Below are 25,562 nucleotides of genomic sequence, written 5' to 3'. Positions count from 1 at the left end.
ACACCGCCACGAGGAGCACATCATGATCAAGGGTCTCGCCATCTCGACCGTCTGGGTCCTCGACCAGGACCGGGCCAAGGAGTTCTACACGGAGAAGCTGGGCCTCGAGGTACGTACGGACATGACGATGGGCGAGGGCGGCATGCGCTGGCTCACCGTCGGCTCCCCGAACCAGCCCGACGTCGAACTGACGCTGATGGTCCCGGGCGGGGGCGCGATGGACCCGGAGTCCGCCGAAATGATCAAGAAGCTGGTGGCCAAGGGGGCGCTCGGCGCGGGCGTGTTGACCACCGACGACATCCACGGCGACTACCAGAAGCTCAAGGACCGCGGCGTGGAGTTCCTGCAGGAGCCGCAGGAGCGTCCCTACGGCACGGAGGCTCTGTTCCGGGACGACTCCGGCAACTGGTTCTCCTTCACCCAGCCCCGTGAGGGCGGCCTCGACACGGAGAAGGACTGGTCCTGCTAGCTCATCTCCCCGATCCCGGCATCATCGGATAGCTCCCCGTGTTAGTCGGCGCGTGCTCCGGCAGCCACAGCACCGCCACGGCCCCCTCCGCCGGGACCTCGTCCGGCGCGCCCGCGAGCCGTACGTTGCGGAAGGTCAGCCGGGCGCCGAGCACCCTGGCCTGCCCGGCCGCGATGGTCAGGCCCAGGCCGTGGCCGTGGCCGGCCCGGTCGGCGCTGCCGGTGCGGAAGCGGCTCGGGCCCTCGGCCAGGAGGTCCTCGGGGAAGCCGGGGCCGTGGTCGCGAACCCGGATGACCCGGCCCTCGACGGTGACCTCGATCGGCGGCTTGCCGTGCCGGGCGGCGTTGGCGAGCAGGTTGAACAGCACGCGCTCCAGGCGTCGCGGGTCGGTCGTCACCTCGGACTCGTGGACCACGCGGACCTCGATCGCGGGGTCCTTCGCCGCGACCCGCCGGCTGACGAACTCGCCCAGCATGATGTCCTGCAGCTCGGCCCGCTCGGAGGCACCGTCGAGGCGGGCCACCTCCAGCACGTCCTCGACGAGCGTGCGCATGGCCTTCGCCCGGTCGAGGACCAGCTCCGTCGGCCGGCCGGGCGGCAGCAGTTCGGCGGCCGTAAGCAGCCCGGTCACCGGCGTACGCAGCTCATGCGCGATGTCCGCGGTGACCCGGCGCTCCGCCTCCAGCCGCTGCTGCAACGCGTCCGCCATCGCGTCCACCGCGCTCGCCAGATCGTCGGTCTCGTCCCGTACGACCCCGCCGATGGCGTCCCGCACCCGCACGTTCGACTCGCCCCCCGCGACCTGGTTCGCCGCGGCGGCGGCCTTGCGCAGCCGGCGCGACAGCTGCCCGCCGATGAGCACGCCGAGCGCGCTGCCACCGAGAACGACCGCGATGGAGCCGATCACCAGGGCCTGGTCCAGGTCGTTGAGGATGTCGGTGCTGCGGTCGGTGAACCCGGTGTGCAGTGACAGCACGTGCCCGCCCTTGACCGGCACGGCGGCCCAGATGTCCGGCACGCCGTCCGGCCGGTCGGAGACGTAGGTGGCCCGGCGACCGTGTTCGACCTTCGCCCGCAGTGCCATCGGCAGTTCCGGGTCGTCGATCTTGATGTTGGGGAAGTTCGGCCGCTGGGCCACCTCGTAGTTGCGCTGCGCGATCTGGACGCGCTCGTCGGCGAGGTCGCGCGCGTTGTCCAGCATCGAGACCCGGGCCGCGTTGTGCACGACGAGGCTGAGCGTGATCGCCACCAGCGCGCCGACCAGCGCGATGGCCGCGCTCAGCTTCCATCTCAGTCCCGTACGAATGCCCGGAATCGCGCTGCTCGGGCGCCGAAGTTTCCCCCGCATACCCCTGCTCAGGCCTTCAACTTGTAGCCGAAGCCGCGAACCGTCTCGATCCGGTCCTGGCCGATCTTCGTACGCAGCCGCTGCACATGGACGTCGACGACCCGTGTGTCACCGCCCCAGCCGTAGTCCCACACGCGCTCGAGAAGCTTGTCGCGCGAGAGCACCGTGCCCGGTGCGGAGGAGAACTCGAGGAGGAGCCGCATCTCGGTGGGGGTGAGCCCCACCGGCTCTCCGGCCCGGCGAACCTCCATGCCCTCGGTGTCGATCTCCAGTTCGCCGAAGGTCAGCAGCCCGCCGCCGGCCGCCGGGGCGGCGGAGTCGTCCGTACGGTCGCCGCCGCTCGCGTGTCCGAAGCGGCGCAGCACCGCGCGGATCCGGGCGACCAGGACCGCGCCGTCGAAGGGCTTGGTCACGTAGTCGTCGGCGCCGGCCTCCAGGCCCAGCACGACATCGATCGAGTCGGCGCGCGCGGACAGCATGATCACCGGGACGGTCGACTCGTCACGGATCCGGCGGCACAGCGAGACCCCGTCGAGGCCCGGGACCATGACGTCCAGCAGGGCGATGTCGGGGCGATCCGCGCGGAACGCCTCCAGGCCCGACAGCCCGTCGGGCATGGCGCTGACCGCGAAGCCGTCCCGCTCCAGGGCGAGCTGGGTGGCCTCGCGGATGACGTCGTCGTCCTCGACGAACAGAACGTGGGTCTGGTCTGCCATCCGGATCGCTCTCTGCTCTCGTCCTTGTGTCGTGACTTGTGCTGTCGTGACTTGTGCTGTCGTGACTTGTGCCGTCGTGGCTGGTGCGGTCGTGACTGACTGCCCGTGCCGTGTCGCTACCAAGTGATCGGTTCAGGTGCCCCGATCGGTTCACACCGTCTTCGACAGGCGGGCAGGCGGGTCAGCTGTCCGGAACCGGCGTCGGTTCGCCGCCGCCCACGGCGTTGCTGTACTCCGTACGCGTCTTGTACTTCCGGACGAAGCGGTCCGTGGTCCAGACGTACGTACTGACCTCCTCGCCGGACGGACTCGACACCGGGTCGCCCTTCGCGTACACCTGCCTCGTCACCACCAGGGCGCCACGGTCGATCTCCGCGTAGAGCGGGGGCTCCTCGGCCTTGAAGACATTCTGGTAGGACCTGCCCTCCTCGCGGTACACGTACGAGCCGATTCCAACCGCGTCACCGCAGGTCAGCACGTTGACGACGATGTCGTCGGACGCTCCTGAGGTCAGCTCGCCGTACGACACGTCGACCGGGTACTCGTCGCCCGTGCACGGCTTCAGCTCGCGCTTGACGTCCGCGGACACGTGCGGATCGTCCTTGACGAGCCGCACCGCGTCCACGCGCGCGGCCGTCGCGGAGGAAGCGGGAGAGGGCGAGGAGGCCGCGCCCGCCACCGAGTCGGTGCGGGCCGGGCCCTCGTCACGGGCGCCGGTGCCTCCGGTGCCGCAGGCGGACACGAAAAGGGTGAGGGCGGCGAGCACGGCCACTGCCGTGATCGCCGCCTGGAAGGTCCCGCGCGCCGGTGGTACGGATCCGGGCCGGGGGGGTCCACTGCCGTCGGAACCCCCACCGGCCCGGCGCCCGATGTCACCGGCCCTCGCGCCTAGGCCGCGCAGCACTCCCGCTCCTCACGCTCCAGCGCGCGTGCGGCGCGCTCTTCGTTGTCCCTGCTCTCCAGCTCCTCGCGGAGCCGGGCGAGCGCCCGGTGCAGCGTGCTCTTGACCGTTCCGGCCGACATGCCGAGGGCGGCGGCCGTCTCCTCCGTGGACATCTGCTCCCAGTGTCGCAGCACGACGACGCTGCGCTGCTTGGGGGCGAGCACCTTCATGACGTCCATCAGCAGCGCACGGTCCGCGTGCTGCTCGGTGGCGTCGTCGACCGAGGCGTCCGGGAGCTGCTCGGTCGGCACCTCCTCCAGCTTGCGGGCCCGCCACCACTCGGTACGCGTGTTGATCATCACCCGGCGCAGGTACGCGTCGGCGAGCCGCTTGTCGGCTATGCCCTCCCAACGGCCGTACGTCCGCACGAGCGCGGTCTGGAGCAGGTCCTGCGCGTCGAGAGGGTCCGGGACCAGTCGGCGGGCGCTGCGCAACAGCGCGTCCTGCCGGGTGCGTACGTACTCCTCGAACTCGAGCACCTCGCCCTGCGCCATGGTGACCGCCTCCCGCTCCCCGTTCCCGGCCGGCCTGTTCGCCGTCGGATTCATTGCCTGTGGTGCCTGTCGGGCACGGAAATGAAGCTACGGAGGCGTTGTCACGGGGCTGTCCGAAGCAGCCTGCGGCTAGCGCTCGGCTGTCCGTCGGTTGTGTAACAACAGTGAGCGCAGCGCCGGGTGTTGTACCAAAAGGAGGTGGTGCAGGGCGATTTGTCACCGCCTTGCCCTCGCCGTTACGTCAACGGCAGCCGATACAAACCACCCTGGAGTGGCTCCACCAGACCGTCCGCGACCAGACCGTCGAGCGCCCGGGCGCGCTGCACCGGCTCGTGCCACACCCGGTCGAGCGCCGCCTGAGGGACGGGAGCGTGTGCCTCCCGCAGCACGGCCAGCAGCTTGCCGCGCACCTGGCGGTCCGTACCGGCGTAGGTCTGTCCGCGGCGCGGCGGGCCGTCGTGCTCCGGCTTGCCCGCGAGCCGCCAGGCGCACTGCGCGGTGATCGGGCAGCGGTGACAGGTCTCGTTCTTGGCCGTGCACACCAGCGCGCCGAGCTCCATGGAGGCGGCGGCCCAGCGGGCGGCGGTCCGCTCGTCCTCGGGCAGCAGCGCGCGGGCCAGCTTGCGTTCGGCGGCGGTGGTGGCGTTCGGCGGGTACTGCACACCGGTGACGGCCCGCGCGAAGACCCGGCGGACATTGGTGTCCAGGACCGCGTGCCGCTGCCCGTACGCGAACGAGGCGACGGCCGCGGCCGTGTACTCGCCGATGCCGGGCAGCGCGAGCAGCTGTCCGTGCTGCGTCGGTACGTCGCCGCCGTGTCGTTCCTTTATGGCGACCGCCGCTCCGTGCAGCCGCAGGGCGCGGCGTGGATAACCGAGCCGGCCCCAGGCGCGCACCGCCTCGCCCGGGGCGTCCGCGGCCAGGTCGGCGGGGCGCGGCCAGCGGGCCAGCCACTGCTCGTAGACGGGCAGGACGCGGTTCACCGGCGTCTGCTGCAGCATGAACTCGCTGACCATCACCCCCCACGGACCGGCTTCGGGCCGCCGCCAAGGCAGGTCGCGGGCATGCTCGTCGAACCAGTCGATGACGGGGGCGTGGAGCGGCTCGCCGAGGGCGTCGTCGACGGGGCTGTTCGCGGGGTGCGGGGACTTCGTGGGAACAGTCATGGCCTACCGATCCTGCCATGCGGAGGCGGTGCCTCGGGCGTACCGCCACCCCTGGGAGCGACAGGACCTGACGATCGACAGCAGTGCCGCCCCGCCTGTCCCTTGTAGCGTCGGGCGGATGGAACGCCCTCTTGTCGTGCGGGCCTGCCTCCTGTGGGCGGCCCTCGCGCTCAAGTCCGGCGACCCGTACCAACTGATCGCGGGGGTACGGGCGGTGGCGGGCGGCGGCGCGTTCCTGTCGCCCAAGGTCGCCCGATACGTCAACGACGGCCTTGGGGAAGGACCAGTCGCCGGGCGGCGGACAGGCGGTGAGGGAGGGGCCGTGTCGGTGACCGCATGACACGGACGCTCCTCCGCGAAGCCGGACTTGAGCACCTCACCCCGGCGTCGGTGATGTCGCGGTAGGGCTCGGTGTCCTCGAAGCCCATGGTCACGGACGGTATGCGGCGGGCCGGTACCGTCACAGCTTGCGATCGTCGGGAGCCGCACCTGACGAAGGACAGGGGCGAGCAGCCGGTTCCGGGATGATGATCCGGAAAAGTTGTGACCCCGGGCGGCGGGTGGGGCCAGCGCAGGCTCCGATCTCTCGTACAGTTTGCGCCGTGGGATCTCTGCGCAATCCGGTCGGGCCGCTTCCCTCCTCCATCTACTGGCGACGGAGGGTTGTACTGCTGTCTGTGATGGCCCTGTTGGCGCTGTTGATCGCCTGGATCGTCTCCTCGGGCGGCGGAGGCGGCAACAACGGTGCCGACGGACCCAACGACAAGAATCCCTCGCCCTCGACGATCACACCGGGGCCGTCCGGCTCCGGGCCCGCGATCAGTCAGGCGCCGGGCGGGCGGGACGAGTCGAGCGGCGGTGGCTCCGGCGGGTCGGGGTCGGACGGCGGATCCGGTGACGGCTCGGGGGACGGTTCCGGGTCGGCTGCGGGCGCTGGTTCCGGCTCCGGCAGCGGTGGGTCGGAGGGCTCCGTCGGCGGTACGACCGGTGGCGGTGCGGGCACCGGCGTGGGCCAGGACGACGCGCTCCCGGCGAGCTCCGCGCTCCCCAACTGCACTGCGAGCGCCGTGAAGTTGAGCGTGCACAGCCTGCACAACGCGTACGAGCCCGGTCAGACGCCCACCCTGTTGCTGACCGCCACGAACTCCTCCGCCGGCGACTGCAAGGTCGATCTCGGCCCGAAGAACGCGGTGTTGACGATCACTCAGGCGGGCAGCGAGGACGCGTACTGGTCCTCCGCCGACTGCCCCAAGGTCTCCGGCAGCCTCGTCTTCCGGGCGCCCGCCGGCGCCGGCATCACGTACACCGTGAAGTGGGACCGCAAGCCGAGTGCTCCGCAGTGTGCGACGCCTCCTGCGGGGTCGGCCGCGGCCGGGACGTATCTGGTGGAGGCGAAGACACCGGGGTTCGGGACGGCGCAGGCGTCGTTCGTGCTGGAGAACGACTAGGGCTGCCCGGCTGAGGGCGAGCCGACCTAGACGTACCGCTCCAGGATCGAAGACTCCGCCAGTCGCGACAGCCCCTCCCGCACGCTCCGCGCCCGCGCCTCGCCGACCCCGTCCACCGTCTGCAGGTCGTCCACGCTCGCGGCGAGCAGCTTCTGCAGGCCGCCGAAGTGCTCCACCAGCCGGTCGATGATCGCCCCCGGCAGCCTCGGCACCTTGGCCAGCAGTCGGAAGCCGCGCGGCGACACCGCGGAGTCCAGCGCCTCCGGAGAACCGGTGTAACCCAACGCCCTTGCCACGGTGGTCAGTTCGAGGAGCTCGGCATGGCTGAGGGCGTCGAGTTCGTACAGCGCCTCGTCGACCGTGCGGGAGCGTTTCGCGGTGGGCTCGGGGACGTAGTCGCGGACGACCAGCTCGCGCTCGGGTTCCACGCCGGCGATCAACTCGTCCAGCTGCAGGGCGAGGAGACGCCCGTCCGTGCCGAGCTCGACCACGTACTCGGCGATCTCGGTGGCGATGCGGCGGACCATCTCGAGGCGCTGGGCGACCGCCGAGACGTCCCGGACGGTCACCAGGTCCTCGATCTCCAGCGCGGACAGCGTGCCCGCGACCTCGTCGAGGCGGAGCTTGTAGCGCTCCAGGGTCGCGAGGGCCTGGTTGGCGCGGGAGAGGATCGCCGCCGAGTCCTCCAGGACGCGGCGCTGGCCGTCGACGTACAGGGCGATCAGCCGCATCGACTGGGAGACCGAGACGACCGGGAAGCCGACCTGCTTGCTCACGCGGTCCGCGGTGCGGTGCCGGGTGCCCGTCTCCTCCGTCGGGATCGTCGGGTCCGGGAGCAGTTGGACGCCCGCCCGGAGGATCTTCGACAGGTCGGAGGACAGCACGATGCCGCCGTCGAGCTTGCACAGCTCCCGCAGTCGCGTCGCCGTGAACTCGACATCCAGGACGAAACCGCCCGTACACATCGATTCGACGGTCTTGTCGGAGCCGAGCAGGATGAGGCCGCCGGTGTTGCCGCGCAGGACCCGCTCAAGGCCGTCGCGCAGCGCCGTGCCGGGAGCCACGGCGCTCAGTGAGGCGCGCATGAGGCCATCGGCACCGGAACTACCGCCGGCCTTTCCGGGAGCTGACGCCCGGTCGTTGGCTGCCACTGCACTCCTCCGGTCGCAGGTTCTGGGGCGCTCCCGTTTCGCACACGTGGTTCGTACGGACGGGCGAGACCTGGGCAAAGTCTACCGGCGGTCCTCGTCGTCCCGTGGGGCCTCTCGCCGACGCGAGCGCGGAAGGACTCTCAGGGCGTCCCCTATGTCCGCTACCTCCAGTACCTTCATGCCGGACGGGATCTTGCCGGGATCGCCCGGAACGAGCGCGTGCGTGAAGCCCAGGCGGTGTGCCTCGAAGAGCCGGCGCTGGACGCCCGTGACCCGTCTGACCTCGCCCGCGAGGCCGACTTCGCCGATCGCGACGAGGTTCTTCGGGAGGGGGGTGTCGCTGGCCGCCGAAGCCAGGGCGAGGGCGATGGCGAGGTCCGCGGCGGGCTCCGACAACTTCACACCGCCGACCGTCGCGGAGTAGATGTCCCTTTTGCCCAGAGCGCTGATCCGGCCGCGCTGTTCCAGGACGGCCAGCATCATCGAGACGCGGGAGGTCTCCAGGCCGGACGTGGTCCGCCTGGGGGAGGGGATCTGGGAGTCGACGGTGAGCGCCTGGACCTCGGCGACCAGCGGGCGGCGGCCCTCCAGGGTGACGGTCAGGCAGGTGCCGGGCACCGGCTCGGCCCGGCGGGTCAGGAACAGGCCGCTCGGGTCGGCGAGGCCCGTGATCCCCTCGTCGTGCAGCTCGAAGCAGCCGACCTCGTCCGTGGTGCCGTAGCGGTTCTTGACGCCTCGCACGAGACGCAGGCGCGCGTGCCGGTCGCCCTCGAAGCTCAGCACGACGTCCACGAGGTGCTCCAGCAGGCGCGGGCCCGCGATGGCGCCGTCCTTGGTGACATGGCCCACAAGGAGCGTGGCCATGCCACGCTCCTTGGAGACGCGGATCAGGGCGCCCGCCACCTCGCGCACCTGGGACATGCCGCCGGGGGCGCCGTCGATCTCCGGGGAGGCGATGGTCTGCACCGAGTCGAGGATCAGCAGGGACGGCTTCACCGCGTCCAAGTGGCCGAGCACGGCGGCCAGGTCGGTCTCGGCGGCGAGGTACAGATGGTCGTCGATGGCCTTGATGCGGTCGGCGCGCAGCCGGACCTGGCTCGCCGACTCCTCGCCGGTCACATAGAGAGTGCGGTGCTCGTCGCTCGCCGACTTGGCCGCCACGTCCAGCAGCAGTGTCGACTTGCCGACGCCGGGTTCGCCCGCGACCAGGACCACCGCGCCGGGCACCAGACCGCCGCCGAGCACCCGGTCCAGCTCGGGCACGCCGGTGGAGCGGGCGGTGGCCTGCCGGCCGTCGACCTGGCCGATGGGCACGGCGGAGGTGGTGACGCGGCCCGGTGCCGTCGTACGGACCGCGGGCGCGCCGTACTCCTCGATCGTCCCCCAGGCCTGGCACTCGGGGCAGCGACCGAGCCACTTGGCCGTCTGCCAGCCACACTCGGTGCAGCGGTAGGACGGACGCTCCTTGGCGGACTTCGTACGGGCAGCCATGCACGAACCGTAACCGCCGCCACTGACAACCCGGGCGGCGACCGCCGCAGGCGCCCGGGACGCCCCGTCCCTCACCACCGTGTACCTGCTGGAACCGGCCACCCCCGTCGGGAACGAGCCACCGAATCAGTCGTTGCTGTCCCCTATTGAGGGATCGTTTCACCCGTACGGATTAAATGTGCTCAAGTGGGCCGAAGGGCCCAACTCCCGCCGCCTACGGTCCACGGGTGATGAGCAGCAGTCCGGAGACCTCGACCCGCACCACCGGCGCACACCGGGCGCACCGGGAGGGGCGCGACCGCGCGGCGGCGGGCACGCTGGCGCAGCGCCCGCCCGCGCGCTACGAGCCCTATGTGGACGGCCTGTTCACCTACTGCCTGTCCGTGCTGTGCGACCACGACACCGCGACCGCCGCCCTGGGCGACGTCCTCGCGCTCGCCGACAAGCGCCGAGGCCCGGACGCGGCCGACGACCGCAGGGCCTGGCTGTACGCGCTGGCCCGCTGGGCCTGCCTGCGCAAGCTGACCGAGGCCAAGCAGAAACGTCAGGCCACCCACGCGGCGGGTCGCGTCGGCGCCGAGCGCCACCAGTCCGCCACCCCACCGGTCTCCGAGGAGGCCCAGGAGCAGCGCCGGCGCGAACTGGCCCTGCTCGCCTGGCCGGAGGCCGCCGGCACCACCCCGGAGCAGCGCGAGGCGCTCGAACTCGCCGTGCGCCACCATCTCGCCGCCCACGAGGTCGCCGCCGTCCTCGGCATGGACCCGGCCGCCGCCCGCGAACTGCTCGCCTCCGCCGCCTGCGAGGTCGAGCGCACGCGCGCGGCCCTCGCCGTCGTCGAGACCGGCGGCTGCCCGGGAGTGGCCCGCCTCACCGGCGACAACCAGCTGGTGCTCAGCGCCGCCGTGCGCCGCGAACTCGTCCGGCACGTCGACGACTGTCCGCGCTGCCGCCGTACGGCCGAGCGCGCGGTCCCCGGCCGCTGGCCCGGCGCCGCCGTCACCCCCGCCGAGCTGCCCGTCCTGGAGGCGCCCCGCGCGGCCCTGCATGCGGCCATGGCACACCTCCCGCGCGCGCGGGGCGCCGCCGCGCCGCGCTTCGACCGGCGCGGCTTCCCGATGGATCCCAAGGACCGGGCCGCCCGAAGGGACCGCCTACGCGCGCGTGCCGTCACGACGACCGTCGTCGCCACCGTCGTCGCCGCCCCCGTTTTCGCCTTCTGGGCCGCCTACCGGGGCACCCCGACCGGCGACGGCCCGGACGGCGGCGCCGTCCGGGCCAGCGAGGCGCACGGCTCCGACTTCCTGGACGGCGAGTCGGCGACCGGCGGCTATGAGAACGCCGGCAACGCCAGCACCCGCCCCGGCGGCCGCTTCACCAAGCGCGACAAACCCGATGTGTCCGTGGCGGTCATCAGCGTCGCCGGTGTCGGCAAGAAGGGCGCCCGGCACCTGGAGGTGTCCGCCGACAACAGTGGCGACACCACGCTGATCACCCTCACCGCGACCGGCACCGCGCCGGTGCGCTGGTCCGCGACGACGGGAGCCTCCTGGCTCTACCTAAGCCAGTCGTCGGGAACGCTCGAAGCGGGCGAATCGTTGACGATCAAGGTGTACGTCGACCATCTGCGCGAGCCGTCCGGGTACTGGAGCGCGCGCGTGGCCGTCTCACCGGCCGGCGCCCTCGTCTCCATCGAGGGCTACGGCGCCGCGCCCCGCCCTTCCGACCCGGACCCCGGCCACGACCCAGGTCCCGGCCACCCCAGCGACCCGCCCCCGTCCGACCCCGACCCCGATCCCACCCCGTCGGCCCCGGGCCCCTCCGACCCCGCGTCGAGCGACCCGTCCTCGTCGCCCGACCCGGATCCCGCGCCCACCGACCCCAGCCCGCCCGACCCCGGGGACTCGACGCCACCGCCCACCGACGACGGCGACGACCCGAGCTCGCCCACGCCGTAGGCCGCAGAGGCCTCGGGTGCGGCCGTGCGGTTAGCCGACCGGATCGGCCGGATGGGGTGCCAGCAAAGGCAGCTGCGAGGCCAGCCGCTCCTCACACAGCTCGACCAGACGGTCGTAGCCCGCCTTGCCCATCAGCTCGACCAGCTCCGGCCGGTAGGAGACGTACACCGGGTCGCCCGCGCCGTGCGCCGAGGTCGCCGACGTGCACCACCAGTGCAGGTCGTGGCCGCCCGGACCCCAGCCCCGGCGGTCGTACTCACCGATCGACACCTGGAGCACCCGTGTGTCGTCGGGCCGGTCGATCCACTCGTACGTCCGCCGCACCGGCAGCTGCCAGCAGACGTCCGGCTTGGTCTCCAGCGGCTCGCGGCCCTCCTTCAGGGCGAGGATGTGCAGCGAGCAGCCCGCGCCGCCGGCGAACCCGGGCCGGTTCTGGAAGATGCACGAGCCCTGGAAGGGGCGGGTCTGCCGGTCCCCGTCCTCGTCCTGAGACACCCAGCCGCGCGCCACGCCCTCGTCGTGGTGTTGCCAGATGTCCGGAGTGAGCCTGGCCACATGCCCGGCGACCCGCTTCTCGTCGTCCTCGTCGGAGAAGTGGGCACCCAAAGTGCAGCACCCGTCGTCCGCGCGGCCCGCCTGGATGCCCTGGCAGCCACTGCCGAAGATGCAGTTCCACCGAGAGGTCAGCCATGTCAGATCGCAGCGGAAGACCTGCTCGTCGTCCGCCGGATCAGGGAATTCCACCCATGCGCGCGCGAAGTCGAGCCCCTTCTCGTCGCCTGCCGGGGCCTGCTTCGACTTCTTCGGTGCTTTCGCCTGCGAAGAACCCTTGGCTGTTTTGGCCGTCTTGTCGCTCTTCGCCTTTTTCGTCTTTGGCACGCGTCCAGGGTAAGTCGCCCGAGGCCGCTCCAGGGACAGCCCGGAGGCCGGTCCGCAGCACAGCCCCGGAGACAGCTCGAAGGACAGCTCCGGGGGCCGCGCACGGCTCCGTTGGCAGTAGCGTTCCGTACATGAGACTCGGTGTCCTCGACGTGGGATCCAACACGGTGCATCTGCTGGTGGTGGACGCGCACCCAGGCGCGCATCCGCTGCCCGCGCACTCGCACAAGGCAGAGCTGCGCCTGGCTGAACTCCTCGATGGGGACGGGGCGATCGGCCCCGAAGGGGTCGACAAACTCATCGGGGTCATCCGCGAGGCGCTCCAGGCCGCCGAGGACAAGGGCGCCGAGGACGTGCTGCCGTTCGCGACCTCCGCCGTGCGCGAGGCCAGCAACGCCGACGACGTCCTCGCGCGCGTGCAGGCCGAAACCGGCGTCGACCTCCAGGTCCTCACCGGCGCGGACGAGGCCCGGCTCACGTTCCTCGCCGCCCGCCGCTGGTTCGGCTGGTCCGCGGGCAAGCTGCTCGTCCTCGACATCGGCGGCGGCTCCCTGGAGATCGCCTACGGCATGGACGAGGAGCCCGACGCCGCCGTCTCGCTGCCCCTCGGCGCGGGCCGCCTCACCGCGGGCTGGCTCCCCGGCGACCCCCCGGACCCCGGGGCGATAAGGGCCCTACGACGCCACGTCCGCGCCCAGATCGCCCGCACGGTCGGCGAGTTCACCCGCCTCGGCGCCCCCGACCACGTCGTCGCCACGTCCAAGACCTTCAAGCAACTGGCCCGCCTGGCCGGCGCCGCCCGCTCCGCGGAGGGCCTCTACGTCCAGCGCGAACTGAAGCGCGAGTCCCTGGAGGCATGGGTCCCCCGGCTCGCCGGCATGACGACCGCCGAGCGCGCCGACCTCCCCGGAGTCTCCGAGGGCCGCGCGAGCCAGCTGCTCGCGGGCGCGTTGGTGGCGGAGGGGGCGATGGACCTGTTCGGGGTGGAGAGCGTGGAGATCTGCCCGTGGGCGCTGCGGGAGGGCGTCATCCTGCGGCGGCTGGATCACATGGGGTCCGTGTAGCGCCCCGAAGGGGCGTGGGGCTGTATCGATGTGCGGATCCGTCGCGTGGGCGTGCCGAGCCGCGACGAAACCGCACTCGCCGTATGGCGAACACCACAACGGCGAAGAGGCCCCCCACACCCACCCGACCGCACCCCGTAATCTGTCCCCCATGGCAGAGCCAGTCGCACGCATCCCGGATGCGAAGGTCGCCCTGTCCACGGCCTCCGTATACCCGGAGTCGACGGCGACCGCCTTCGAGATCGCCGCGCGCCTCGGGTACGACGGCGTCGAGGTCATGGTGTGGACCGACCCCGTCAGCCAGGACATCGAGGCGCTGCGCAGACTCAGCGACTATCACCGCATGCCGATCCTCGCGGTGCACGCCCCCTGCCTGCTCATCACGCAGCGCGTGTGGTCCACCGACCCCTGGACCAAGCTCCAGCGCGCCCAGGCGGCCGCCGAGAAGCTCGGCGCGAGCACCGTCGTCGTGCACCCGCCCTTCCGCTGGCAGCGTCAGTACGCCCGTGACTTCGTGACGGGGATCTGGCGTATGGCGAACGAGACGGACGTACGGTTCGCCGTCGAGAACATGTACCCCTGGCGCTACCGCGACCGCGAGATGCTCGCCTACGCGCCCGACTGGGACGTGACGAAGGAGGACTACCGCCACTTCACGATCGATCTCAGCCATGCGGCCACGGCCCGTTCGGACGCCATCCAGATGATCGACCGAATGTCCGACCGGCTCGGCCATGTCCACCTCGCCGACGGCCGGGGTTCGGCGAAGGACGAGCACCTCGTCCCGGGCCGCGGCACCCAGCCCTGCGCCGAGGTGCTGGAACGTCTCGCCCTGAGCGGTTTCGACGGCCACGTCGTCATCGAGGTCAACACCCGGCGGGCCATGTCCGGCGTCGAACGGGAGGCCGACCTCGCCGAGGCACTGGCCTTCACCCGCCTGCACCTCGCCTCGGCGGTGAAGGTGCCCCGCCCATGAGCGACGTCACCGCACGCAGACGGGGCCGCCGCCGTCGTACGGAATCGGCCGACACCCGCGACCGCATCCTGGCCGTGGCCCGCGAGGAGTTCTCCGAGCGGGGCTACGAGCAGACGTCCGTGCGCGGCATCGCCAAGGCGGCCGGCGTCGACTCGGCCCTGGTCCACCACTACTTCGGCACCAAGGAACAGGTCTTCGAGGCGGCCATCGAGGTTGCCATCGCCCCCGCCCTCAAGGGGCGCGACGTGGTCCTCGACGGACCCCTGGACACCGTCGGCGAGCGTCTGACCCGCATGATCTTCGGTCTCTGGGAGAACCCGGTGACCCGTACCCCGCTGCTCGCGATCGTCCGCTCGGCGATGAACAACGACACCGCGGCCACCGTCTTCCGCCGCCTGGTCTCCTCGCAGCTGCTGCACCGCATCGCCGGCGAACTCGACGCCCCGGACGCGGAACTGCGCGCCGACCTCGCGGCCGCGCAGCTGGTCGGCACCGCCATGCTCCGGTACGTGATCAAGGTGGAGCCGCTGGCGTCGGCGGACGTGGAGGAGATCATCGCCCGCCTGGCACCCGTGGTGCAGGGGCACCTGACGAACCCGTAGCGCGAACACCGGTGAGTGTGAGACGCGCATCCCGCATTCCGGACAACCTGTCCGCCCTCTGGATGACCGGCGTACGCTCGTTAGCAGTCAGAAGTCTCTGATCGCAGTCTCTGCAGTCCCTGAAGGAGCGAGCGACGATGCCCGAGCTGAGGTCCCGCACAGTCACCCACGGACGCAACATGGCGGGCGCCCGCGCCCTTATGCGCGCCTCCGGTGTACCCGGTGCGGACATCGGCCGCAAGCCGATCATCGCGGTCGCGAACAGCTTCACGGAGTTCGTCCCGGGCCACACCCACCTGCAGCCGGTCGGCCGGATCGTCAGCGAGGCCATCACGGCGGCCGGCGGCATCCCGCGCGAGTTCAACACGATCGCGGTGGACGACGGCATCGCCATGGGACACGGCGGAATGCTCTACTCCCTCCCCTCCCGTGACCTGATCGCGGACAGCGTGGAGTACATGGTCGAGGCGCACTGCGCCGACGCCATGGTCTGCATCTCCAACTGCGACAAGATCACCCCGGGCATGCTGAACGCGGCCCTCCGCCTCAACATCCCGACGGTCTTCGTCTCCGGCGGCCCGATGGAGTCCGGCCGCGCGACCCTGGTCGACGGCACGGTCCGCACGCTCGACCTGGTCGACGCGATGTCCGAGGCCGTGAACGAAAAGATCTCGGACGAGGACATCCTCCGTATCGAGGAGAACGCCTGCCCGACCTGCGGCAGCTGTTCCGGCATGTTCACCGCCAACTCGATGAACTGCCTCACCGAGGCCATCGGCCTCTCCCTGCCCGGCAACGGCTCGGTCCTGGCCACCCACACGGCCCGCAAGCAGTTGTACGTCGATGCCGCGCGCACGGTCATGGACATCACCCGGCGCTACTACGAGCAGGACGACGAGACGGTCCTGCCCCGCAGCATCGCCACCGTCGCGGCCTTCGAGAACGCGATGGCCCTGGACATCGCCATGGGCGGCTCCACGAACACTATCCTGCACCTGCTGGCCGCGGCCCAGGAAGCGGAGGTCCCCTTCGGCCTGGAGGAGATCAACGAGGTCTCGCGCCGCGTCCCCTGCCTCGCCAAGGTCGCTCCGAACGTCGCCAAGGACCGCACGTACTACATGGAGGACGTGCACCGCGCCGGCGGCATCCCCGCCCTCCTCGGCGAACTGCACCGCGCCGGCCTGCTGAGGGAGGACGTGCACTCCGTCCACAGCCCGTCCCTGTCGGACTGGCTGAAGACGTGGGACGTCCGCGGCGGCTCGCCGTCCCCCGAGGCCCTGGAACTGTGGCACGCGGCGCCCGGCTGCGTCCGTTCCGCCGAGGCCTTCTCCCAGTCCGAGCGCTGGGAGGCGCTGGACGAGGACGCCGAGGGCGGCTGCATCCGCAGCGCCGAGCACGCGTACTCCAAGGACGGCGGACTGGCGGTCCTCAAGGGCAACCTGGCCGTGGACGGCTGCGTGGTGAAGACGGCCGGCGTCGACGAGTCGATCTGGACGTTCGAGGGCCCGGCGGTGGTCTGCGAGTCCCAGGAAGAAGCCGTGCAGAAGATCCTCACGCAGCAGGTCAAGGAGGGCGACGTCGTCGTCATCCGCTACGAGGGCCCCAAGGGCGGCCCCGGCATGCAGGAGATGCTCTACCCGACCTCGTACCTGAAGGGCCGCGGCCTCGGCAAAGCCTGCGCCCTGGTCACCGACGGCCGCTTCTCCGGCGGCACCTCGGGTCTGTCGATCGGCCACGCCTCCCCGGAGGCGGCGTCCGGCGGCACCATCGCGTTGGTCGAGGACGGCGACCGCATCCGCATCGACATCCCGAACCGCACGATCGAGCTCCTGGTGGACGACAACGAACTGGCCCGCCGCGAGCAGGCCCTGAACGGCGTCTACGCCCCGAAGAACCGCGAGCGCAAGGTCTCGGCCGCGCTGCGGGCGTACGCGGCCATGGCCACGAGCGCGGACAAGGGCGCGGTGCGGGACGTGAGCATGCTGGGCGGCTGAGAGTTCGCTGCAAGGGGCCGCCTCTTCGGGGGCGGCCCCTTTTTGTGCCGTGCTCTACCAGGCGGACGGGTTCTTCGCCGGGACGGCGAAGACGGTGCCGTCGGGGGCGGTGGCGTAGACGTGGTCGTGTGCGAGCACAGGGACGGGCAGCGCGCCAGTGATCCGGTCCGAGTTCGTGTCGAGCCGCGGGGGCGTCTGCCCGAGAAGCGTGCCGCTCACTGCATCCACCGCGAGCAGCCGCCCATCGGGGGCGGTGAAGTAAACATGCCGACCGTCGGCCACCGGCGCGGAGCCTCGGCTCACGCCTGTTTCCAGGCTCCACCGCTGCTTGCCGGCGGCCAGGTCGACGGCCACCAAGGAGCCGCCCGTCCCCATCAGGTACACGAGGTTTCCGCGTACGGTGCCCTGGGCCTGTGGCAAGGCGAGTGTCACTCGCCGTGAGGTCCCGTCGGCCGGGTCGTAGCGGACCACGGCTCTCGTATCGTCGTACACCGCGTCGGCGGCGACGAAGAAAACCGACCCGTCCGCGGTGCCGACGGGCTTGAGGGCCCCCTCCAGCCGCTTGTCCCACCGCACGTCACCCGTGTCCGGGTCCACCGCGGTGACCCGTGTGCTTGTCCCGTCGTCGGACGTGCTCGTGGCGTACGCCAGCGGATCCCCGGCGAAGGAGACGAAGAACGGCACCTTGTGCCCGGGGATCCGGCGGCTCCACTTCGTGTCGCCCGAAGCGCCGTCGAGGCCCGTGACCGTGCCGTCGGCGCCGGTGAGCAGAAGCATGCCGCCCGCGGGCACCAGCCCGCTGTACGAGGGCATGGTCTGCCGCCAACGTGTCTTGCCCGAAGCGGGATCGAGCGCCTCCAGGTGCCCGCTCAGATCCAGCGCGGGCCGTACCAGCCCACCCGACAGGACCGGCTGCCCGGCACGTGCCCCTGCGACGGCGTGACGCCACAGCAGATGGCCGTCGGACGGATCGAGGGCGAAGACCAGACCGCTCTGCCCGCAGAGCAACTTGTCTTCTCCGTAGGAGCACTGGGGCGTGCCCTTCCCGGGCGACACCGATGCCTCCCACGGGCCGAACCCCGCGGACGTGGTGCGCGGAGGGCTGCTGTTCCGCGGTGCCGCGCTGCCGCCGTCGAGCAGCTGAACCGAGGTCAGCGCTACGACCGCCGCGAGGCCCAGCGCCCCGGCTCCGAGCGCCGCCCACCTGGCCCGGCGCTTCGCAGGCCGCGGTTCGGATTTCTCGACGCGCGGCTCCGGCCCGGGCGTGCCCGCCGTCCGCTGGGCCGGAATGAACGTCTGCGTGTCGTACGAGGCCGCCACCGACCGCAGTTCCCGCATCAACTCGTCCGGCGTGGGCCGGTCCTCGGGCTCCTTGGCCAGACACCGCAGCACCAGCGGTGCGAGATTCTCCGGTACACCGGTCAGGTCCGGTTCGTCATGAACCACCTGATAGGCGACGACATACGGACTGTCGGAGTCGAACGGCCCCCGACCCGTGGCAGCGTGCACCATCACGGACCCCAGCGCGAAGATGTCGGCGGCGGGCCCCACCTCCCGCGGCCGCCGGAACTGCTCGGGCGCCATGAACGGCGGCGTTCCGATCAACTTCCCGGTCTCGGTCCGCAGTTCGCTGTCCTTTGGCCGAGAAATGCCGAAGTCGATGACCTTCGGACCGTCCTCGGCGAGCAGCACGTTGCTCGGCTTGAGATCCCGGTGCACCACGCCGACCCGATGGATGTCGCGCAGCGCCTCGGCCAGCCCGGCCATCAGACGGCGCAACTCGGCAGGACTCATGGCCCCGTTCCGCTTCACATGGTCGGACAGCGTGGGCCCCGGGATGAACAGGGTGGCCATCCATGGCCGCTCGGCCTCCGAGTCGGCGTCGACGACGGACGCGGTGAAGGCCCCGCTGACCTTCCGCGCGGCCGCCACCTCCTGCCTGAACCGCCCCCTGAACTCGGCATCCTTGGCGAACTCGGCATGGACGACCTTCACCGCGAGCTTCATCCCCGAGGTGCTCCGCGCGAGATGCACGACGCCCATGCCCCCGGAGCCCAGGCATGACTCAAGCTGATAGTGACCGGCGTACTCGGGAAGTTCCGCTTCCGCGCCCGCTCCAGTGTTGCGCTGTGGCGCCATGCGACCACCCCCGTGCTGTTCGTTCGCGCGCGCGACGCACGGAGCCTAGTCGATGACTCGTGCGAGACAGAGGCGACTTGCTAGCTTCTCTGTGTGAGTCGCGTACGTGTGTTTCATGGCGTGATTCAGGGGAATCAACGGGACCCCATGGCGGTCATGGGGTCGAACGGGGGAGGTCTTTCATGTCTGTTGACGGCATCGAAGTGGCAGAGGGCAAAGACGGTGCGGAAGCCGTCACAACGGCGGCTGCGACCACAGCCCTGCAGTACTACTCGGTCGCGCCGGGCGTCCGCCTGAACGTCCGCAACGGCCCCGGCACCAACTACGCCATCGTCCGCATCCTGGCGGAGGGCGCCAAGGTCCCGATCTTCTGCCAGTCGCCGGGTACGACGATCACGGGCCCGTACGGCACGTCGAACATCTGGGACAACATCGACAACGGCCAGTACGTCTCGGACGCGTACGTGAACACCGGCAGCGACGGCTACATCCGCCCGCGCTGCTCCTGAGCCGCCAGGAAGCCCGCGGACGCCCAGCGCCATAATCGACGCGTGAGCGACGAACAAGGCACCCCGTCCGCGGGCTCCCCAGGCACCCCGCACCCCGACTCCCTCCGCCTCTTCGGCACCACCTGGGTCAACCACGACCACGGCTACACCCTCCGTCGCATCGCCGCCTCCGTCGGCTCCCTGGCCGCCGCAGTCGTCTCCTGCCTGGTCCTCCGCTTCGCCTACGAAGGCATCCAGATCGCCGACACCGGCAGCTTCGTGACCGTCCTCGTCGTCGCGATGTTCGCCATCTGCAGCGCCCTCGCCTTCCGCCACACCTGGGACGGCTTCGCCAAGCGCCCCGACCCCGACCGCCAGGCCTCCCTCCGCGGCCTCCTGGCCATCGGCTTCGTCGGCTCCCTCCTCGCCTACTTCTTCCGCTCCCTCACCGAGGCTCCCGGCGAGAAACTGCACCGCGAGGAGTACGAGGGGGCCCTCGAACGGCACGCGAAGCGCACCGACCGCCGCACCGGCAACCCGTCGAAGAAACGCCGCCGCGCGTAGGCGGTGCCCCCTCTCACCAAAAACTCACCGCGCTCCGGGCGGGCCCCGGGGACCATGGCCCTATGACGGCCTCCTCCCACACCATCCGAGCGCAGTCCTTCAACGCCGCCGCAGCCCAGTACGCCGCCAACCGCCCCTCCTACCCGCCCGCCCTCTTCGACGCGATCGAGGACCTGGCCGGCCGGCCCCTCTCCGGCGCCACGGTGGCGGACGTCGGCGCCGGCACCGGCATCGCGACCGCCCTCCTCCACGCGCGGGGTGCCGACGTGGTCGCCGTGGAGCCCGGCGACGGCATGGCTGCCGAGTTCCGCCGCACCCGCCCCGGCATCCCGATCATCCGGGGCGACGGCAACACCCTCCCCCTGGCCGGCTCCTCCGCCGACTTCCTCACCTACGCCCAGTCCTGGCACTGGACCGACCCCGCCCAGGCCGTCCCGGAGGCCGTCCGTGTCCTGCGGCCGGGCGGCGCGCTCGCGCTGTGGTGGAACACCGACGCCCTCGACGTGCCGTGGATCGCCGAGGCCGCCGACCGCACCGGGCGCTACTTCGGGGTGAACGTCCCCGCCGAGAAGCGAGGCGCCAACGCCCGTGTCGCCGACCCCAGCGGCCGCCTGGTCTTCGCCCGCCGCGAGGTCCGCTGGAGCCGCCGCGTCCCCATCGACACCCACCTCGCCAACATCGGCAGCCACTCGATCCTCCTGGTCCACGGCGAGGAGGCCACCGCAGCCTTCCTCGCCGAGGAACGGGACCACCTGGCAAGGACCTTCCCGGACGGGATCGTCGAGGAGGTCTACGACGTGATCCTGCTCGTGGCCACCAACACCGCCTGACCGCACACCCACACGCGGCAGCACAACCGACAGCCTCAGGACCACACCACAACCCCTACGACGCCCCCTTGCCGCGCACGATCCACGCCTCCCCCCCCCGGCCCGGCGGCCCACTCCTCCAGGGCCGCCGCGCACGCGTGGTCCATGTGCCGCAGCTCGCCCCACTCCAGCCGCACCCGCCGACCCCGCGGCAGCGCCTCCAACGCGTCGAGCAGCTTCGGCAGCCGCAGCAACGGCGCCTGCCCCGGCACCCGTACGAGGATCCCCGCGTCCCCCCTCCCCGGTCTCCAGCCGCACATGGCTGATGTCCCACGCGGGGCCGCGCGCCTGCGCCAGACGGGGCCGCGCGCCTGCGCCACAGAGCGCACACCGCTTGACGGCGTCCGCCGACCGGAGGAATATTCAGCATATGATGATTATAAATTCCGGCTCCGTCGACGGGGGAGCGGCCTCCGGGAATGCCGCCCCCGCCACCTCCGCCGTCCATGCCGAAAACCTCACCGTCGTCCGCGGCCCTCGCACCGTCCTGCGCGGCCTCGACTTCACCGTCCCGCGCGGCCAGATCACCGGCCTGCTCGGCCCCTCGGGATGCGGCAAGTCCACGCTCATGCGTGCGATCGTCGGTACCCAGGCCAAGGTCACCGGCACCCTCGACGTCCTCGGCAGCCCCGCCGGCCACCCCACCCTCCGCACCCGCATCGGCTACGTCACCCAAGCCCCCTCCGTATACGACGACCTGACCGTCCGCCAGAACCTCGACTACTTCGCCGCGATCCTCGCCCCCGGCCGCGCATCAGCCGACCGACGCCACCAGGACGTCACCCGCGCGATCGACGACGTCGACCTCACCACCCACGCCGACACCCTCGCGGGCAACCTCTCCGGCGGCCAACGAAGCCGCGTCTCCCTCGCGGTCGCCCTCCTCGGCACCCCCGAACTCCTTGTCCTCGACGAGCCCACCGTCGGCCTCGACCCCGTTCTCCGCCGCGAGCTGTGGAACCTCTTCCACGACATCACGGCACAGCGAGACGCCACGCTGCTGATCTCCTCCCACGTCATGGACGAGGCTGAGCGCTGCCACCGCCTCCTCCTGATGCGTGAGGGCGAGATCCTCGCCGACGACACCCCGGACGCCCTCCGCTCCCGCACCCACTCCGACACGGTCGAGGCCGCCTTCCTACACCTCGTCGACGAGGCCGCCGCAGCCGCCCGCCGGAAGGAGACGACCCGATGAGTACGACGACCACCACGACGCACCCGAACGCCCCCGCACCCACCAGCGCCCTCAACGCCTCCCGCACCATCTCCACCGCGGCCCGGGTCCTGCGCCAGCTCCGCCACGACCGGCGCTCGATCGCGATGATGATCCTCATCCCCTGCGTGATGCTGTTCCTGCTGCGCTACGTCTTCGACGGCAGCCCACGCACCTTCGACAGCATCGGCGCCTCCCTCCTCGGGATCTTCCCGCTGATCACGATGTTCCTGGTCACCTCCATCGCCACCCTGCGCGAGCGCACCTCCGGCACCCTCGAACGCCTGCTCGCCATGCCCCTCGGCAAAGGCGACCTCATCGCCGGCTACGCCCTCGCCTTCGGCACCCTCGCGATCATCCAGTCCGCCCTCGCGACCGGCCTCGCCCTCTGGTTCCTCGACCTGGACGTCACCGGCAGCCCCTGGCTCCTCCTCCTCGTGGCCCTGCTCGACGCCCTGCTCGGCACCGCCCTCGGCCTCTTCGTCTCGGCCTTCGCCGCCACCGAATTCCAGGCCGTCCAGTTCATGCCGGCGGTGATCTTCCCCCAACTCCTTCTCTGCGGTCTCTTCACAGCCCGCGACAACATGCACCCCGTCCTGAAGACCATCTCCGACGTCCTGCCCATGTCCTACGCGGTCGACGGCATGACGGAGGTCCTCCACCACACCGACATGACAGCCGACTTCGTCCGCGACGCACTGATCGTGGCGGGCTGCGCACTGCTGGTCCTGGGCCTGGGCGCGGCGACCCTGCGACGCCGAACCCCATGACCGCCCCAGAGCCTCCGGCGTACAAAGACCCGAGCCTCCGGCACCTGGGAAGAAGGGGAGGCCGCCGGCGCGTCCGCCTTCCGGACAGCCGAGCCACACCCCCACCCCCGGTGCGAGGATGAACCCCGGACGACGCACCCCCGGAGGGCACCCCAGCCATGACCCAGAAAGTCGCAGTCCTCGGCACCGGCAAGATCGGCGAAGCCCTGCTCAGCGGAATGATCCGCGCCGGCTGGGCCCCGGCCGACCTCCTGGTCACCGCCCGCCGCCCCGACCGAGCCGAAGAGCTCCGCACCCGCTACGGAGTCACGCCGGTCACCAACCCGGAAGCCGCCAAGACCGCCGACACCCTGATCCTCACGGTCAAACCGCAGGACATGGGCACCCTCCTCGACGAACTCGCCCCGCACGTCCCCGCCGACCGCCTGATCATCAGCGGCGCGGCAGGCATCCCCACCTCCTTCTTCGAGGACCGCCTGGCCCCCGGCACCCCGGTCGTCCGCGTCATGACGAACACACCCGCCCTCGTTGACGAGGCCATGTCCGTCATCTCCGCCGGCACCCACGCCACCGCCGACCACCTCGCCCACACCGAGGAGATCTTCGGCGCCGTCGGCAAGACACTCCGCGTCCCCGAATCCCAGCAGGACGCCTGCACCGCCCTCTCCGGCTCCGGCCCGGCATACTTCTTCTACCTCGTAGAAGCCATGACGGACGCCGGCATCCTCCTCGGCCTGCCCCGCGACAAGGCCCACGACCTGATCGTCCAGTCCGCGATCGGCGCCGCCACCATGCTCCGCGACAGCGGCGAACACCCCGTCAAGCTCCGCGAGAACGTCACCTCCCCCGCGGGCACGACCATCAGCGCCATCCGCGAACTCGAGAACCACGGCGTACGAGCCGCCCTCATCGCCGCCCTCGAGGCCGCCCGCGACCGCAGCCGCGAACTGGCCTCCGGCAACAGCTGACGCCGTGGGGGGGCCGGCGCGGGGGGCGGCCCCCCCCCCCCCCCCCCCCCCCCCCCCCCCCCCCCCCCCCACCCCCGCCCCCCCCCCCCGGCGGGGGGGGGGGCCCCCCCGGGGGGGCGCCCCCCCCCGCCACCGGTCACCGCGCGGCAGCCACGCCCGTCACGGTCTCCGCAGCAGCCGCGACTGCCGGCAACAGTCCGATCGCCCGATACGCGGCATCGACCGTCGGCCGAGCCATTGCCCGAGCCCTCTCCGCCCCATCTCGCAACACCCCCTCCACAAAGCCAGGATCCGCGCACAACTCTGTATGCCTCTCCTGCACGGGCCTGAGGAGCTCGACCACCGCCTCCGCGGTGTCCTTCTTCAAGGCGCCGTACGACTCATATACACCGCTCAGGTCCGATGGGTTCCCACCCGTGCAGGCCGCGAGGATCTCCAGCAGATTGGCCACCCCCGGCCGAGCCTCCCGGTCGTACACGACCTCCCGCCCACTGTCGGTCACGGCCCGCAGCACCTTCCTCCGCACGGCGTCCGGCTCGTCCAGCAGATAGACGACCCCCGGCCCGACGTCGTCGGTCTTCCCCATCTTCGACGTCGGCTCCTGCAGATTCATCACCCGCGCCGCCACCGCCGGACGCGTCGCCCGAGGCACCACGAAGGTGTGCCCGTACCGCTGGTTGAACCGCACCGCCAGGTCCCGCGTCAGCTCAACATGCTGGACCTGATCGTCCCCGACGGGCACCTGGTCGGTCCCGTACGCCAGGATGTCCGCCGCCATCAGCACGGGATACGTCAGCAACGACAGCCGCACACTCCCGCCCCGCTCCCGCTCGCGCCCGGCCTTCTCCTTGTACTGGATCATCCGCCGCATCTCGCCGTCCGTGGCCACGCACTCCAGCAGATACGACAGCCGCGCGTGCTCATCCACATGACTCTGTACGAACACGGTGCACAGCTCCGGATCCAGCCCCGTCGCCAGCAGCAACGTCGCCGCCTGCCGGCTCAGCCGACGCACCCGCGCCGGATCGTGGTCCACGGTCAGCGCGTGCAGATCGACGATGCAGAACAGCGCGTCGGCCTGGTGCTGATCGACGTCGGCCCACCGCCGCATGGCGCCCAGGTAGTTCCCCAGCGTCAGATGTCCGGTCGGCTTGATCCCACTGAAGACCCGCGTCATCTGTACTCCACCTCCTGGTCGAGGCCGCCGTCCCGGCCGGCCGACCCTCAGGAGCTCTGGAGGGAGAAACAAGAACGGCCGCCGAGGCGGCGGCCGTTGAGTGCATACGTGAGCACGGCCGCCGTCAGGCGGCCCACCACAGTTGGGTGCACGCATGCGTAGTCATGCGGTCCAGAGTACGTCTCAAGGGCACCGTCCGGACCGGAGTTGACACACCCCGGCCCGCTACGTAGTGTTCTCCGAGTTGTCCGACGTGAGCGCCGACTCCGGTCGGTCCCCGGACAGCCATTCCGCAAGTACCAACCAACAGCTCGACGACAGTCTTCTGGCGTCGCGTCATTGGCATGCGTATTCGTGAAATGAGGAATCCGCGTTCGAATGGACGCGACCCCCGATTAGCGTCGGGAGCAGGGAATCCGCTAAAGTCTCACTCGTCGGAACGGCCCCAGTGGCCGCGAGGACAAGCCCCTCTGACTGGGAGTCAGGCCCGAAAGGGTCTGGTAGAGTCGGAAGCGCCGGAAAGGGAAACGCGAGAGCGGAAACCTGGAAAGCACCGAGGAAATCGGATCGGAAAAGGATCTGATAGAGTCGGAAACGCAAGACCGAAGGGAAGCGCCCGGAGGAAAGCCCGAGAGGGTGAGTACGAAGGAAGCGTCCGTTCCTTGAGAACTCAACAGC

General features: G+C 71.1%; 24 protein-coding genes and 1 pseudogene. 14 read left to right on the top strand and 11 right to left on the bottom strand.

What is annotated here, in order from left to right:
* Positions 1-22 precede the first annotated feature (22 nt).
* The gene (locus ACFYO2_RS33195; protein ID WP_388356414.1) at positions 23-469 is read left to right on the top strand and encodes a VOC family protein; all 447 of its coding nucleotides are present in this window, start codon (positions 23-25) and stop codon (positions 467-469) included.
* Between the two features lies 1 nt (position 470).
* Here the strand turns inward: ACFYO2_RS33195 and cseC are convergent, their stop codons facing one another.
* The 5 genes from cseC to ACFYO2_RS33170 form a co-directional block, all read right to left on the bottom strand.
* Positions 471-1,817, bottom strand: a complete 1,347-nt coding sequence (gene cseC, locus ACFYO2_RS33190; protein WP_388356412.1) for a two-component system sensor histidine kinase CseC — start codon at positions 1,815-1,817, stop codon at positions 471-473.
* 8 nt (positions 1,818-1,825) lie between these two features.
* Positions 1,826-2,533, bottom strand: coding sequence for a two-component system response regulator CseB (gene cseB / locus ACFYO2_RS33185; RefSeq protein ID WP_388356409.1), 708 nt, complete (start codon positions 2,531-2,533; stop codon positions 1,826-1,828).
* A 181-nt stretch (positions 2,534-2,714) separates the two neighbouring features.
* The gene (locus ACFYO2_RS33180; RefSeq protein WP_388356729.1) at positions 2,715-3,434 is read right to left on the bottom strand and encodes a hypothetical protein; all 720 of its coding nucleotides are present in this window, start codon (positions 3,432-3,434) and stop codon (positions 2,715-2,717) included.
* The gene (locus ACFYO2_RS33175) at positions 3,422-3,970 is read right to left on the bottom strand and encodes a SigE family RNA polymerase sigma factor (RefSeq protein ID WP_388356726.1); all 549 of its coding nucleotides are present in this window, start codon (positions 3,968-3,970) and stop codon (positions 3,422-3,424) included. The genes ACFYO2_RS33180 and ACFYO2_RS33175 overlap by 13 nt, the downstream gene beginning before the upstream one ends.
* Before the next feature lie 236 nt (positions 3,971-4,206).
* Positions 4,207-5,136: an A/G-specific adenine glycosylase gene (locus ACFYO2_RS33170; RefSeq protein WP_388356407.1), complete on the bottom strand. Its 930-nt coding sequence runs from the start codon at positions 5,134-5,136 to the stop codon at positions 4,207-4,209.
* Positions 5,137-5,293: 157 nt separating this feature from the next.
* Here ACFYO2_RS33170 and ACFYO2_RS33165 point away from each other — a divergent pair.
* Positions 5,294-5,440: pseudogene (locus ACFYO2_RS33165) on the top strand (DNA-binding response regulator); the annotation flags it as partial.
* A 298-nt stretch (positions 5,441-5,738) separates the two neighbouring features.
* Positions 5,739-6,584, top strand: a complete 846-nt coding sequence (locus tag ACFYO2_RS33160; protein WP_388356404.1) for a hypothetical protein — start codon at positions 5,739-5,741, stop codon at positions 6,582-6,584.
* Between the two features lie 26 nt (positions 6,585-6,610).
* Here ACFYO2_RS33160 and disA read toward each other — a convergent pair whose 3' ends face one another.
* Complete coding sequence (gene disA, locus ACFYO2_RS33155; RefSeq protein ID WP_388356401.1) at positions 6,611-7,735, bottom strand: DNA integrity scanning diadenylate cyclase DisA; 1,125 nt, start codon at positions 7,733-7,735, stop codon at positions 6,611-6,613.
* Between the two features lie 81 nt (positions 7,736-7,816).
* The gene (gene radA / locus ACFYO2_RS33150; RefSeq protein ID WP_388356398.1) at positions 7,817-9,226 is read right to left on the bottom strand and encodes a DNA repair protein RadA; all 1,410 of its coding nucleotides are present in this window, start codon (positions 9,224-9,226) and stop codon (positions 7,817-7,819) included.
* A 230-nt stretch (positions 9,227-9,456) separates the two neighbouring features.
* Between radA and ACFYO2_RS33145 the strand changes: the two genes are divergently transcribed.
* Complete coding sequence (locus ACFYO2_RS33145) at positions 9,457-11,181, top strand: hypothetical protein (RefSeq protein WP_388356395.1); 1,725 nt, start codon at positions 9,457-9,459, stop codon at positions 11,179-11,181.
* A gap of 30 nt (positions 11,182-11,211) precedes the next feature.
* On the opposite strand, the gene ACFYO2_RS33140 is transcribed toward ACFYO2_RS33145, so the two are convergent.
* Complete coding sequence (locus ACFYO2_RS33140) at positions 11,212-12,060, bottom strand: hypothetical protein (RefSeq protein WP_388356392.1); 849 nt, start codon at positions 12,058-12,060, stop codon at positions 11,212-11,214.
* A gap of 131 nt (positions 12,061-12,191) precedes the next feature.
* On the opposite strand from ACFYO2_RS33140, the gene ACFYO2_RS33135 reads away from it, so the two are divergent.
* From ACFYO2_RS33135 to ilvD, 4 genes are all read left to right on the top strand, one after another.
* The gene (locus tag ACFYO2_RS33135; protein WP_388356390.1) at positions 12,192-13,124 is read left to right on the top strand and encodes a Ppx/GppA family phosphatase; all 933 of its coding nucleotides are present in this window, start codon (positions 12,192-12,194) and stop codon (positions 13,122-13,124) included.
* A gap of 151 nt (positions 13,125-13,275) precedes the next feature.
* Positions 13,276-14,100, top strand: coding sequence for a sugar phosphate isomerase/epimerase family protein (locus ACFYO2_RS33130; protein WP_388356387.1), 825 nt, complete (start codon positions 13,276-13,278; stop codon positions 14,098-14,100).
* Entirely contained in the window at positions 14,097-14,702 is a 606-nt protein-coding gene (locus ACFYO2_RS33125; protein WP_388356384.1) for a TetR family transcriptional regulator, read from the top strand. The genes ACFYO2_RS33130 and ACFYO2_RS33125 overlap by 4 nt, the downstream gene beginning before the upstream one ends.
* Positions 14,703-14,839: 137 nt before the next feature.
* The gene (ilvD, locus tag ACFYO2_RS33120; protein ID WP_388356381.1) at positions 14,840-16,696 is read left to right on the top strand and encodes a dihydroxy-acid dehydratase; all 1,857 of its coding nucleotides are present in this window, start codon (positions 14,840-14,842) and stop codon (positions 16,694-16,696) included.
* Positions 16,697-16,750: 54 nt separating this feature from the next.
* Here ilvD and ACFYO2_RS33115 read toward each other — a convergent pair whose 3' ends face one another.
* Positions 16,751-18,835, bottom strand: a complete 2,085-nt coding sequence (locus ACFYO2_RS33115) for a PQQ-binding-like beta-propeller repeat protein (protein WP_388356379.1) — start codon at positions 18,833-18,835, stop codon at positions 16,751-16,753.
* A 182-nt stretch (positions 18,836-19,017) separates the two neighbouring features.
* Here ACFYO2_RS33115 and ACFYO2_RS33110 point away from each other — a divergent pair, with 182 nt between their 5' ends.
* The 3 genes from ACFYO2_RS33110 to ACFYO2_RS33100 all read left to right on the top strand — a co-directional run bounded on the left by ACFYO2_RS33110 (position 19,018) and on the right by ACFYO2_RS33100 (position 20,717).
* A complete protein-coding gene (locus tag ACFYO2_RS33110; protein WP_388356376.1) occupies positions 19,018-19,344 on the top strand; it encodes an SH3 domain-containing protein in 327 nt (108 codons plus the stop codon).
* A gap of 42 nt (positions 19,345-19,386) precedes the next feature.
* Positions 19,387-19,887: an EamA/RhaT family transporter gene (locus ACFYO2_RS33105; protein ID WP_388356373.1), complete on the top strand. Its 501-nt coding sequence runs from the start codon at positions 19,387-19,389 to the stop codon at positions 19,885-19,887.
* Between the two features lie 62 nt (positions 19,888-19,949).
* Positions 19,950-20,717, top strand: a complete 768-nt coding sequence (locus ACFYO2_RS33100; protein ID WP_388356371.1) for a class I SAM-dependent methyltransferase — start codon at positions 19,950-19,952, stop codon at positions 20,715-20,717.
* A gap of 35 nt (positions 20,718-20,752) precedes the next feature.
* Here ACFYO2_RS33100 and ACFYO2_RS33095 read toward each other — a convergent pair whose 3' ends face one another.
* A complete protein-coding gene (locus tag ACFYO2_RS33095) occupies positions 20,753-20,968 on the bottom strand; it encodes a hypothetical protein (RefSeq protein ID WP_388356369.1) in 216 nt (71 codons plus the stop codon).
* A 158-nt stretch (positions 20,969-21,126) separates the two neighbouring features.
* On the opposite strand from ACFYO2_RS33095, the gene ACFYO2_RS33090 reads away from it, so the two are divergent.
* The 3 genes from ACFYO2_RS33090 to proC all read left to right on the top strand — a co-directional run bounded on the left by ACFYO2_RS33090 (position 21,127) and on the right by proC (position 23,707).
* Complete coding sequence (locus ACFYO2_RS33090) at positions 21,127-21,951, top strand: ABC transporter ATP-binding protein (RefSeq protein WP_388356367.1); 825 nt, start codon at positions 21,127-21,129, stop codon at positions 21,949-21,951.
* Positions 21,948-22,739 carry an ABC transporter permease gene (locus ACFYO2_RS33085; RefSeq protein WP_388356365.1) on the top strand — a complete coding sequence of 264 codons (792 nt, stop codon included), beginning with the start codon at positions 21,948-21,950 and terminating at the stop codon, positions 22,737-22,739. The genes ACFYO2_RS33090 and ACFYO2_RS33085 overlap by 4 nt, the downstream gene beginning before the upstream one ends.
* Positions 22,740-22,897: 158 nt before the next feature.
* Complete coding sequence (proC, locus tag ACFYO2_RS33080) at positions 22,898-23,707, top strand: pyrroline-5-carboxylate reductase (protein WP_388356363.1); 810 nt, start codon at positions 22,898-22,900, stop codon at positions 23,705-23,707.
* 136 nt (positions 23,708-23,843) lie between these two features.
* On the opposite strand, the gene trpS is transcribed toward proC, so the two are convergent.
* Complete coding sequence (trpS, locus tag ACFYO2_RS33075; protein WP_388356360.1) at positions 23,844-24,884, bottom strand: tryptophan--tRNA ligase; 1,041 nt, start codon at positions 24,882-24,884, stop codon at positions 23,844-23,846.
* Positions 24,885-25,562: the final 678 nt, after the last annotated feature.

The organism is Streptomyces sp. NPDC006602, from assembly GCF_042870385.1.
Classification (GTDB): domain Bacteria; phylum Actinomycetota; class Actinomycetes; order Streptomycetales; family Streptomycetaceae; genus Streptomyces.
Note: the sequence above shows the minus strand (reverse complement) of the source record. Positions and strands in the feature narration are given on the sequence as shown.

Excerpts from the sequence above, each read along its gene's own strand:
- ACFYO2_RS33090 (WP_388356367.1), top strand. The coding sequence starts at position 21,127 with ATGATGATTATAAATTCCGGCTCCGTCGACGGGGGAGCGGCCTCCGGG.
- ACFYO2_RS33110 (WP_388356376.1), top strand. The coding sequence starts at position 19,018 with ATGTCTGTTGACGGCATCGAAGTGGCAGAGGGCAAAGACGGTGCGGAA.
- ACFYO2_RS33170 (WP_388356407.1), bottom strand. The coding sequence starts at position 5,136 with ATGACTGTTCCCACGAAGTCCCCGCACCCCGCGAACAGCCCCGTCGAC.
- ACFYO2_RS33125 (WP_388356384.1), top strand. The coding sequence starts at position 14,097 with ATGAGCGACGTCACCGCACGCAGACGGGGCCGCCGCCGTCGTACGGAA.
- proC (WP_388356363.1), top strand. The coding sequence starts at position 22,898 with ATGACCCAGAAAGTCGCAGTCCTCGGCACCGGCAAGATCGGCGAAGCC.
- ACFYO2_RS33195 (WP_388356414.1), top strand. The coding sequence starts at position 23 with ATGATCAAGGGTCTCGCCATCTCGACCGTCTGGGTCCTCGACCAGGAC.
- ACFYO2_RS33145 (WP_388356395.1), top strand. The coding sequence starts at position 9,457 with ATGAGCAGCAGTCCGGAGACCTCGACCCGCACCACCGGCGCACACCGG.
- radA (WP_388356398.1), bottom strand. The coding sequence starts at position 9,226 with ATGGCTGCCCGTACGAAGTCCGCCAAGGAGCGTCCGTCCTACCGCTGC.
- ACFYO2_RS33085 (WP_388356365.1), top strand. The coding sequence starts at position 21,948 with ATGAGTACGACGACCACCACGACGCACCCGAACGCCCCCGCACCCACC.
- ACFYO2_RS33130 (WP_388356387.1), top strand. The coding sequence starts at position 13,276 with ATGGCAGAGCCAGTCGCACGCATCCCGGATGCGAAGGTCGCCCTGTCC.
- ACFYO2_RS33175 (WP_388356726.1), bottom strand. The coding sequence starts at position 3,970 with ATGGCGCAGGGCGAGGTGCTCGAGTTCGAGGAGTACGTACGCACCCGG.
- cseC (WP_388356412.1), bottom strand. The coding sequence starts at position 1,817 with ATGCGGGGGAAACTTCGGCGCCCGAGCAGCGCGATTCCGGGCATTCGT.
- trpS (WP_388356360.1), bottom strand. The coding sequence starts at position 24,884 with ATGACGCGGGTCTTCAGTGGGATCAAGCCGACCGGACATCTGACGCTG.
- ACFYO2_RS33100 (WP_388356371.1), top strand. The coding sequence starts at position 19,950 with ATGACGGCCTCCTCCCACACCATCCGAGCGCAGTCCTTCAACGCCGCC.
- ACFYO2_RS33115 (WP_388356379.1), bottom strand. The coding sequence starts at position 18,835 with ATGGCGCCACAGCGCAACACTGGAGCGGGCGCGGAAGCGGAACTTCCC.
- cseB (WP_388356409.1), bottom strand. The coding sequence starts at position 2,533 with ATGGCAGACCAGACCCACGTTCTGTTCGTCGAGGACGACGACGTCATC.
- ilvD (WP_388356381.1), top strand. The coding sequence starts at position 14,840 with ATGCCCGAGCTGAGGTCCCGCACAGTCACCCACGGACGCAACATGGCG.
- ACFYO2_RS33135 (WP_388356390.1), top strand. The coding sequence starts at position 12,192 with ATGAGACTCGGTGTCCTCGACGTGGGATCCAACACGGTGCATCTGCTG.